Annotated in this window: 5 protein-coding genes; 2 read left to right on the forward strand and 3 right to left on the reverse strand. The window is 71.0% G+C overall.

Annotated elements, in window-relative coordinates:
* The first annotated feature begins 11 nt into the window (after nucleotides 1-11).
* A complete protein-coding gene (locus tag ITJ67_RS18475) occupies nucleotides 12-5,501 on the forward strand; it encodes an SCO7613 C-terminal domain-containing membrane protein (RefSeq protein WP_194678609.1) in 5,490 nt (1,829 codons plus the stop codon).
* 27 nt (nucleotides 5,502-5,528) lie between these two features.
* On the opposite strand, the gene ITJ67_RS18480 is transcribed toward ITJ67_RS18475, so the two are convergent.
* The 3 genes from ITJ67_RS18480 to ITJ67_RS18490 are packed head-to-tail and all read right to left on the reverse strand — an operon-like array spanning nucleotide 5,529 to nucleotide 7,637.
* Entirely contained in the window at nucleotides 5,529-6,491 is a 963-nt protein-coding gene (locus tag ITJ67_RS18480; protein WP_194678610.1) for an Fpg/Nei family DNA glycosylase, read from the reverse strand.
* Nucleotides 6,484-7,029 (reverse strand): ribose-5-phosphate isomerase, encoded by a 546-nt coding sequence (locus tag ITJ67_RS18485; RefSeq protein ID WP_160070584.1) that lies wholly within the window; start codon nucleotides 7,027-7,029, stop codon nucleotides 6,484-6,486. Before ITJ67_RS18485 ends, ITJ67_RS18480 begins: the two co-directional genes overlap by 8 nt.
* Entirely contained in the window at nucleotides 7,029-7,637 is a 609-nt protein-coding gene (locus tag ITJ67_RS18490; RefSeq protein WP_194678618.1) for a DsbA family protein, read from the reverse strand. Before ITJ67_RS18490 ends, ITJ67_RS18485 begins: the two co-directional genes overlap by 1 nt.
* 83 nt (nucleotides 7,638-7,720) lie before the next feature.
* On the opposite strand from ITJ67_RS18490, the gene pepN reads away from it, so the two are divergent.
* Nucleotides 7,721-10,276: an aminopeptidase N gene (gene pepN / locus ITJ67_RS18495; RefSeq protein ID WP_194678620.1), complete on the forward strand. Its 2,556-nt coding sequence runs from the start codon at nucleotides 7,721-7,723 to the stop codon at nucleotides 10,274-10,276.
* Nucleotides 10,277-10,318: the final 42 nt, after the last annotated feature.

A 10,318-nucleotide genomic window follows, 5' to 3' on the forward strand; every position in this document is an offset into this window, starting at 1 on the left:
GTAGACGCAGAGTGACTGACGCAGGAGTGGGCAGACAAGCCCAGAGGCCACGGTTCCCGAAGACGCTCGGCGATCTCACCGACCCGAGCAAATGCCCTTCGTGCTTCGAGACCTACGGCGCTCCAGGGCCGTCCTGCCCCGCCTGCGGCTTCACCCGCGACTCGGCGGTCATCAGCCATCTTCTCGACCTCGGCGCGCAGGCGCGCGGCCCGCTCCTGGCCCGCGGTGAGTTCATCGTCGCGGCGAACGAGCAGGCCAGGGCGAAGGCCCACGCGGCGCGGCAGGACCAGCTGGCTCGAGCCGCGCAGGCACGACTCCGGGAGGAGGAGCAGGGCAGGAGCCAGGCAAGCGACGCGCTGCTCGCGGCCGACCACGCGAGGCTCCTCGGAGGAGCCGCCGGGCACCTCGGGGCGGATGCCGCTCCGGCTCCGCCCCAGGCGCAGGGGCAGAACACACAGCAGCTCGGCCAGCACGTGCCCGCGCCGGCGCAGCATCAGACGCCGCAGCCGACGGAGACCTGGGCCACGCAGCGCGCCCCCTCCGGGTATCAGGCGCCACCGGCCCAGCACCTTCCGCCCACCCCGCCAGCTCAGCCGCCCCGGCCCCGTCGCTCGAGCGTCCAGCTGCTGCTCCTCGTGCTCGGCATCGGGCTCCTCAGCATCGCAGCGGTCGTCTTCCTCACCTTCGCCTGGGTCGTCTTCGGCGTCGAGGTCAAGGCGGCCATCACCGCCGGCGTGACACTCGCGGTCATCGCGACCGCCAGCATCCTGAAGCGCCGGAGGCTCTCGGCCACGGCGGAGGGGATCGGCGCGCTCGGTGTCGTGCTGGTCGTCCTCGACGTGTGGGCCGTCCAGGCCACGGGTCTCCTCGGTGCCGGCGACGTGCCGGGAACGCTCTACTGGGGCATCGGCCTCCTCGTCGCGACGGCGGCCTTCGAGGCCTGGCACCGCCTCTCGCACCTCCGCGCCCCGGGCATAGCCGCGAGCCTCACCGTGCTGCCCGCCCTCGCGCTCACCGCGGCCGGAGCCACCTCCACGCTCCTGTCCCCCGTGCAGCGCCTGGTGCTCGCGCTCGTGCTGGCCGGTGCCGCCTCCGCGCTGCACGTCCTGCTGCGCGTCAGGCCGCCCGTCTCGGCCCCGACACAGGGCCCACCCGCCGCCGACTCGTTCACCAGTGCAACTCCGCGCTCGCTCGAGCGCTGGATCCTCGCCGTCACGGGCGTCGTAGCACTCGCCGGCGGCGTGCTCTGCGGCGCGGCGGCGGCAACCGGCAACGACCCCTGGCTCGGGTATGCGCTCCTCTTCCTCATCGCGGCTGCCTCGGCGGCCCTGCTCGCCTGGCTCGTCAGCCAGGAACGCGGAGCACTCGCCGCGCGCAGCCTCCTCATCGCCTTCGGCATCCTGACGGCGCTCTCGCTCGGGGCCGTCCCCCTGAGCTTCACCGGGGCTGCGCGCCTCGCGCTCTCGCTTGCGCTCATCCCGATCCTGCTGGCCGCTGCCCAGGTGCTCAGATCCCGACTCGCCGCGACAGCACGCCCGCAAGCCGCCGCGTTGCAGCTCGCGGTCACCTCGCTGAGCTTCACGACGCTCGCAGCGGCTGCGGTTCCGGTGATCTCGCTCGGCCTCTCGGTCGTCTCAGCCGACTCCGTGCTGTCCTTCGCCGCCGCTGACCAGGCCGGCATGGCACAGGCGCTCTCGGGCGCCGAGCTCCGCACCTGGTGGGCCATCGCGGGCGGTGCGCTCGGGCTCGCCGTGGCGGCAGGGCTGCTGCAGCTCGTGCCCGGCCGGGTCCGGCAGCTGACCCCCGCCTTCGCGGCGGCGGGATCGTTCCTCGCACTGTGCGCTGCCGCGAGCGCTCCTGGGGCGCTTGCCGTCACCATCGCGAACCTGCTGATCGCCGCGGCCTCCGTCGCGGGAGCGATCGTCCTCGCCCGCGAGCGGCTGACTCCTCCTACCGCCGCAGTCCCCACGACTGCCCTCAGAATCGTGCTCCAGTGCGTGGCCGGCGTCGCGATCCTCGCGCTGCTGGCGGCGGGGCTCGCGTTGCGACCCGTCGAGATCGGCGCGCTTGTCGTCGGCGCCGCGCTCACCTTCGGGCTCCGGTTCTCGGCCGCGCGCACCTCGCCGCTCCGGCCCGTCCTCACCGCGCTCACGGCCGCGCAGCTGCTCGCGGTCCCCCTGCTCGTCGCGTTCGTCCGGGACGCCTGGAGGGCCACGGAGCCATCGGGGACGAACCTCGCCATCACGTGCTCCTACCTCGGCATCGCGCTGCTGCTCGCCGCCTCGCTGCTGCTCCCACGACCGTGGCTCTCCGTCGCCGAGCGCATCCTGCTCGCCTCCGCGTCGGCCCTTCCCGCCTTCGTCGCCTCTTTCGTGCTGCTCGCGCTCCTCAGGTCGAGCGCGGCGCGAAGCGACGACGGCGCCCTCCTGACGAACGCCGGTTGGCCGCTCGGAGCCCTCTGGCTGAGCTGCGCCGCGCTCGGCGCGCTGCTGTGCGCAGCGTGCGTGCTCGTCGCCCTGCGCCGCCGGCAGGACGAGGATGCACCCGCCGTGGTGCCGCTCCTCGCCGTCCTGCCCCCAGCTCTCTGGGCAACGCTCGGGGCGCTCGTCACGGCGTTCGTGACGGCGCAGTTCCTTCCGCCGGTCGTGGCCTCCCTGGGCATCGCCGCCGCGGCGCTGACTGCCGGTGGCACCCTCGCGGCCCGACTTCGCGGCGCTCAGGGAAGCAGGGTCCTCTCCGCCGAGCTCGCAGCCACCGCCGTCGCGCTCGTCTCCCTCGTGAGCACGCCGTTCTTCACCGGCGCCTTCGAGTCGACCGCCGGAGCCCAGTACCTCGCGGCGACGATCGCGACTTCGGCCGCCGTACCGGTGCTACTCGCGATCTCCCCCGCAGGGCTGTTCCGCGCGCGCGGACGAGCCTCGATCGCCTGGATCGGCGTGGGCCTCCTCACCGCCGCCTGGTACGTCTTCGCGACCGGCACCCCCGGCATCACGAGCTCCGAGGGCTTCCATCTCCCCGCCGGAGTCCCGCTTGTCGTCTCCGCGCTCCTGCTCTGGTGGTTCGGCCGGGCGCGGAGCGCTGGCGAGCCGGCACGAGCGGCCGCCTTCGTCCTCGCCGGCGGGCTCGTGCTCTCGACGGTCGTCCCCGCGATCGCGTCAGCCGAGACGACCACGAGCACGCTGCTGTACTTCCTCGTCGGCATCGTGGTCGCCCTGGGGGTCGCCCTTGCAGCGAGCATCCTCAGCGTCCCGGCCCACGCGCGTCCGCTGCTCATCTCGCTGGGCGCCTCGGCCGCCGGCGTCGCCGTGCTCACGGCGCTCGCCCACGTCGAAGCGAACCTGACCGGCGACCTCAACCCGCACGGCGTGCTCACCGGCCTGATCACGAGCGTCGAGGCACTCGTGTGGCTCACGGCCTGCGTCCTGCTCGTCGGCACCGTGTCGTGGCTGCTGCTGCGGCCCGTCTGGGCTGCGGATGAAGCCAGCGCCCGCCGCAAGCTGCTCGTCGCCCTCCTCGCAGCGACCGGCGGCGCCGTCGTCATCGCGCTCCCGCTCACCGCCCAGTTCGAGAGCGCCATTCTCCTGCTCGGGCTGGCACTGCTCGCGGGCCTCCTCGCAGCCGTCCTGCCCGATCGCCTCGTCTCCGCCGTCGGCCGCGCCGGACTCGCCCTCGTCGGCTTCCTGGCGCTCGCATCCCACGGTGTCGCCGTGACGGTCAGCACACCCAGCGGGCCGAGCAGCCCCTGGATCCAGCAGCAGACGGGCATCACCGTGCTCCTCGTCGGCCTCGTCGCGGCAGCCATCGTCGTGATCGCCCGAGTGCTCTCCGCCCCGAACCTGCTCGTGAGGCTCGCCAGCTACGCCACCACGATCCTCGCGACCTGGCTGCTCGTCGACCACCTGCAGGCCATCGGTGTCGAGAGCGTCTCCCCCGTGCAGATCGCCGCCACAGCCGGAGTCATCGGAACGCTCACCGCCTTGGCCGGTGTGCTCCTGGCTCCCGAGGGAACGCGCCGAGGAGACGGGATCGCGCTGCGCGCGCTCGGCCTCCTGACGGCGCTGGCCGGCGTCCCCCTCGCAGCGGGAGCCTCGCGCGCCCGAGTCGAAGGGTTCGCCGATTGGAGCGCGCTCCCGACGGCAGTCGCCCTGCTCGCGGCCGCCGCCATCGTCGCGAGCCTCCATGTCGGGGCGCGCTCGCCGTACGCGATCCTCCGCTACCTCGGCGTGCCGGTGCTCGCGCTCGCCTGGGTCTGGGAAGTGCTCGGGAACTGGGACGACTCCTCTCTGTTCGTGGCCTTCGGCGGAGCGTTCCTCGTGTTCTTCGCAGCTGGCACCGCGACTGCCGCGACCGGCCGTCTCGGCGACGAGCCCCGTCCGCCAAGCGTCGAGAGCCTCCTGTGGCTCGCAGCGGCACCCGGCATCTGGCTCAGTGCGGGCGCGATCGCCGCGGTCGCGCAGCCCCTCGACGAACCCGGCGCGCGCATCCTGTCCCTCTCGGTGCCGGAGCTCGCACTCGCCATCCTGACCCTCGCGCTGGTCGTCGTGTGCACCGTCGCGCCCGTTGCAGCGCGGATGCGCGCCTCGGCCAACGCGCTCGGCGTCGGCTCGTCGATCTCGGCCGCCGTGCTCGGCCCCGCCCTGGTCATCGCAGCGCAGGGACCCCTGACCCCGGTCACCCTACCGCTCTGGGGCGTCCTGCCTGCCTGCTTCGTGCTGCTCTTCGCGAGCGCGCTGTGGCGGCGCCAGCACCAGCTCGAGAACCCGCGCCTCGCGGCGCTCGCCTCGACGGTGCTCGTGCCCCTCGCCATCACGGCGCTGGTGCTCTCCGCCCTCCCGAGCATCCTGCGACGCGAGGTCGAGAACGGCCAGCAGCTCGCACTCACCTGGGTGCTGGTGCTCTGCGCGGTCACGATGGCGAGCCTGGTCCGCCCGGAGCTGCTCCCGACTCTGGCGCCAGCTCAGTCGGCCCCCGGCGCTCGGCCCTCGCTGCGCGTCCCCGTCCTCGCGTTCTCCGCCGCCGCCCTCGTCGCCGTCATCGGCTTGGTGGCTACCGATGCGCCGGCCCCATGGCTCGAACTCGCGACGGCGCCCCTCGGCGCCACGCTGCTGGCGGTAGGCCTGTTCTTCCTCGACAAGCGCCCCGCGCTGCGCAGCTGGGCCGCGCTCACCCCAGGCCTGGCCTTGCTGCTGGTCCCCAGCTACCTCGCGCAGTTCGCCGACCCGGCACCCTGGCGTCTCATCACCCTCGGCCTCGGCGCCGTCGGCGTCACCGTCTGGGGAGCCACGCGACGCCTCCAGGCTCCGCTCGTCTTCGGCGCGATCATCACCGTGCTCCACGCGGTCACCGCGTTCCGCCAGCAGCTCGCCGTCGTCGCCGGCGTCGTCCCCTGGTGGGCGTGGCTCGCACTCGCGGGCACGGTACTCGTCGTCATCGCGACCACCTACGAGGCGAGACTGCGCGACGCGAAGCGCGCCGCGGCGTCCATCCGCTCGCTCAGGTGAGCGCCGGCTGTCAGCTCGTGAGAAACGTCAGAGCTGGCAGCCGGGGCACCAGTAGAGCTTGCGGGCCTGCATCTCCTCGAGGGCGATGGGAGTCCCGCAGACACGGCACGGCTCCCCTGCACGGCCGTAGACCCAGTGCCGGTCCTCGCGGTTCTCGAGGGCGGCCGCCTTGGCCTTCCCGCGAAGCCCGTCGATCGTCATCATCTGGCCAACCTCGACGCCGATCTTGAGCAGCTTCGTCCAGTCGCGCCACAGCTCCCTGAGCTGCTCGTCGGTGAGCTGCGAGGTTGGCGTATGCGGGTTGATGCCCGCCCGGTAGAGCATCTCAGCCCGGTAGACGTTGCCGATGCCGCTCACGATCTGCTGATCCATGAGCACGATGCCGATGGGCGTGCGCTTGCCCCGCGCACGCTCGAGGAACCGCGCCTCCGCCTTCGCCCCGCGGTCGACGAGCGGGTCCGGTCCCAGCTTCTCGATGCGCGCAGCGACCTCGTCGCCCGTCATGAGCTCGCACGCGGTCGGACCGCGGAGGTCGGCGCACGTCTCTGCAGTGAGGAGCCGCAGCCGCACGGCTCCGACGGGCTCCGGCGGCCACTGCGAGAGCTCCTGCTCGCGCTCAGCCTCGGCCATCTTCAGTCGCGTGCGCCTCGGGGCCCCGATGCTCGACAGCGAGGTCTCACCCCGCGAGTCCTCGATCGTCACACCGGGACGGGTGCGCGAGTACTCGCCGGTCTGCCCGAGCGTCGTCGAAACCTGACCCGAGAAGTCCCAGGCGCCATAGATGCCGAGGTGCACGCGCAACCAGATGCCGCCCTCGAACCGCGAGAACATGTGCTTGCCGACCGCGAAGGTCTCGACCATCTCGCGGCCGTCGATCTCGGCAGCACCCTCGACGAAGCGCCCCTGCGGCGAGGACGCCGAGACGACACGCCCCGCATAGTTCGCAGTGAACTGGCGGGCTATTCGGTGGACGGAGTGACCCTCAGGCATTCCCCGCCGGCGTCTCAGACTCCACCATCGGCGGCACGACGGTGCCGACGGCGCCAAGCACCGACTTCCCGGCGATCTTGCCGGTCTGCTCGTACTCGGCGAGCTGCGAGATGCGGCGCAGGTGGCGCTCTTCTCCCGGGAACGGCTCGGCGATGAAGATGTCGATGAACCGCAGCGCATCCACGATCTCGTGCTGCCTCGCGCCGATGGAGATCACGTTCGCGTTGTTGTGCTCACGCGCCAGCTGCGCCGTGGCGTCGCTCCACGCCAGCGCCGCGCGCACACCCGTGACCTTGTTGGCCGCGATCTGCTCGCCGTTGCCGGAACCGCCGAAGACGACGCCGAGCGACTTCGAGCCGTTGGCCCAGTCGTTGGCGACAGCCTGAGCCGCGTTGATGCAGAACGACGGGTAGTCGTCGAGGGCGTCGTACTCGGACGGGCCGTGGTCGACGACCTCGTGACCCTGATCGCGCAGGTGCTCCTGCAGCTGCTGCGAGAACTCCAGTCCAGCGTGATCCGTCGCCACGTGGATGCGCATCAGTCGAACACCGGTCCGCGGGTGCGGCTGCGCTTGAGCTCGAAGAAGCCGTCGACCGACGCGGCCATCACGACGCCGTCGAACAGGCGAAGCGCCTCCTCGCCCTTCGGCGCAGGAGAGACGACGGGTCCGAAGAAGGCGACGCCGTCGATGGCGATGATCGGCGTTCCGACCTCGTCGCCGACACGCTCCATGCCGGAGAGGTGGCTCGCGCGGTAGCGCTCGTCGAACTCGCCGGCGTCGGCGCGCTCGACGATCGACTCGGGGATCTCCAGCTCGGTGATCGCCTCCTGCAGCACCTCGTCGCGGTCCTTGCGGCCACCCGGGTGGATGCGCGTGCCGAGCGCGTCGTAGAGCGCCTTGACCTTCTCGTTGCCGAGGTCCTGCTCGACGCCGGCGACGACGCGGCCGAGGCGGGACGTTCCCTGCAGCATGTCGCGGTACGACTGCGGGATGTCCTTCTCCTCGTTGAGGAGCTCGAGGCTCATGATGTGCCAGGTGACGTCGAGGTCACGATGGCGAGCGACCTCGTCGATCCATCGCGAGGTCATCCAGGCGAATGGGCAGATCGGGTCGAACCAGAAATCTACTTTGATCGGTGCGGGCATACGCATAAGCCTACTCGGCAGGACTAGGCTGGCCGCGCCGCAAGCCCGGAACCTCCGGGCTCCCTCACACCAAAGGAGCTGGAATGCCCGGAGAGAACCTGACTCGCGCTGAGTCGGTCGAGCGTCGAGGAGTTGTGCTCGGTGTCGAGCACTACGACGTCGCACTCGACCTCACGACGGGTCCTGAGACGTTCCGCTCGATCACGACGGTCACGTTCTCGGCGGTTCCCGGCTCGTCCACCTTCATCGACGCCATCACGCGTCAGGTGCACAGCGTCGTACTCAACGGCGAGGCGCTCGACGTCGCTGCCGTGAACGACGGGGTGCGCATCCAGCTGCCGAACCTCGCCGAGCACAACACGCTCACGGTCGACGCGGATGCGATCTACATGAACACGGGCGAGGGCCTGCACCGCTTCGTCGACCCCGCTGACGGCGAGGTGTACCTCTACTCGCAGTTCGAGGTGCCCGACTCCCGCCGCATGTTCACGGTGTTCGAGCAGCCGGACCTGAAGGCGAGCTTCACGTTCCACGTCACGGCCCCCGCGGCGTGGCAGGTCATCTCCAACGAGCCGTCGCAGGCGCCTCAGCCCATCGACGAGGGGCGTGCCGTCTGGCACTTCGCGACGACGCCACGCATCTCGAGCTACATCACGGCGCTCGTGGCCGGCCCGTACACGGTCGTGCGCGACGAGCTCACCTCGATCGACGGACGCACGATCCCGCTCGCCGTGTACTGCCGCACGTCCCTCGCGCCGAACCTGGACGCCGACAACATCTTCCGCACCACGAAGCAGGGCTTCGAGTACTACGAGAAGGCCTTCGGGGTTCCGTACCCGTTCACGAAGTACGACCAGCTCTTCGTGCCCGAGTTCAACGCTGGCGCCATGGAGAACGCCGGGTGCGTCACGTTCACCGAGACCTACGTGTTCCGGTCGAAGGTCGCGGATGCGGTGCGCGAGCGCCGCGTCGTCACGATCCTGCACGAGCTCGCCCACATGTGGTTCGGCGACCTCGTCACCATGAAGTGGTGGAACGACCTCTGGCTCAACGAGTCGTTCGCGGAGTTCATCTCGACGCTCGCGACCGCTGAGGCCACCGAGTGGACCGAGAACTGGGTCACCTTCAACGCCAGCGAGAAGTCGTGGGCGTACCGACAGGACCAGCTGCCCTCCACGCACCCGATCGTCGCGGAGATCCGCGACCTCGACGACGTGCAGGTCAACTTCGACGGCATCACCTACGCCAAGGGTGGATCGGTCCTCAAGCAGCTCTTCGCCTGGGTCGGCCGCGACGCGTTCTTCGCCGGTATCAACGCGTACTTCCAGAAGCACGCGTGGGGCAACACGGAGCTGCGCGACCTGCTCGTGGAGCTCGAGACCACAAGCGGCCGCGACCTCACCGAGTGGAGCGCCAAGTGGCTCGAGACGGCCGGAGTCAACACGCTCCGCCCCGTCTACGAGCTGGACGAGCAGGGAAACTTCGCGTCGTTCGCCATCGAGCAGACGGCGACCGACGAGCACCCCACCATCCGTCCGCACCGCCTCGCGATCGGCCTCTACAACGTGCAGGGCGACGAGCTGGTGCGCATCCACCGCTTCGAGCTCGACGTCGACGGGGCGCGGACCGAGGTGCCGAGCTTCGTCGGCGGTGCGCTCCCCGACCTCATCATCGTGAACGACGACGACCTCGCCTACGCGAAGATCCGTCTCGACGAGCACTCGGTCGCCACGGTCCAGCAGCACCTCCCGAAGCTGCGTGCTCCCCTGTCTCGCTCGCTGGTCGTCAGCTCGCTCTGGGACGCGACCCGGGATGCGGAGCTGCGCGCACGCGACTTCATCCGCACCGTACTCGGGGTCATCGGCACCGAGACCGAGTCGACGACTCGCCGCACGGTGCTCGGCCAGCTCATCTCCGCGGCGAAGTTCTACACGGCGCCGGAAGACCGGGCCGAGATCGTCGAGGTCGTCACCGACGAGCTCTTCGAGCTGGCCAAGCAGGCTGAGGCAGGATCGGACGCGCAGTTCAGCTTCGTCAAGTCGTTCGCCTCGCTCGCGGAGAGCCCCGCGCAACTCGACGCCGTCGCCGCGCTCTTCGACGGCACGTTCAAGCTCGAGGGCCTCGACATCGACACCGACCTCGGCTGGGAGCTCCTCTACGCGCTCGTCGCGGGCGGCCGCGCCGGCGAGTCCGAGATCGCGGCGAGGCTCGAATCCGACCGCACGGCGGACGGCGAGCGCAGCGCGGCACATGCCCGGGCAGCGATCCCGACGGCAGAGGGCAAGGAAGCGGCCTGGGCGTCCGTCATGGATCGCTCGGACGCGACCAACGCCATCGTGCGCGCAACCGTCGCCGGCTTCGACCGAGTCGCCGACGAGGCGCTCCTCGAGCCGTTCGTCGACCGCTACTTCGGTCACATCTCGACGATCTGGGCCGACCGGAGCTTCCAGATCGCGGAGACCCTCATCGAGGGCTTCTTCCCCGCGGGCCTCGCGACGGTCGGCGTCCGAGACGCTGCCGACCAATGGCTCGCGAACAACGAGGGGGCGGCGCCCGCGTTCCGCCGCATGATCATCGAAGGCCGCGCCGGAGTGGAGCGCGCCCTCGCCGCTCAGGAGCGCGACGCGCAGCCAGAGTAGGCGCTGCAACGCGAAGAGGACGCCTCCCATGGGAGGCGTCCT

Origin of the sequence: Pseudoclavibacter sp. VKM Ac-2867, from assembly GCF_015351275.1 — a bacterium.
Taxonomy (GTDB): Bacteria; Actinomycetota; Actinomycetes; order Actinomycetales; family Microbacteriaceae; genus Pseudoclavibacter.

What these genes read in the sequence shown, in the direction of transcription:
- ITJ67_RS18490 (WP_194678618.1), bottom strand. Translation starts at nt 7,637, where the DNA reads ATGCCCGCACCGATCAAAGTAGATTTCTGGTTCGACCCGATCTGCCCA.
- ITJ67_RS18480 (WP_194678610.1), bottom strand. Translation starts at nt 6,491, where the DNA reads ATGCCTGAGGGTCACTCCGTCCACCGAATAGCCCGCCAGTTCACTGCG.
- ITJ67_RS18485 (WP_160070584.1), bottom strand. Translation starts at nt 7,029, where the DNA reads ATGCGCATCCACGTGGCGACGGATCACGCTGGACTGGAGTTCTCGCAG.
- pepN (WP_194678620.1), top strand. Translation starts at nt 7,721, where the DNA reads ATGCCCGGAGAGAACCTGACTCGCGCTGAGTCGGTCGAGCGTCGAGGA.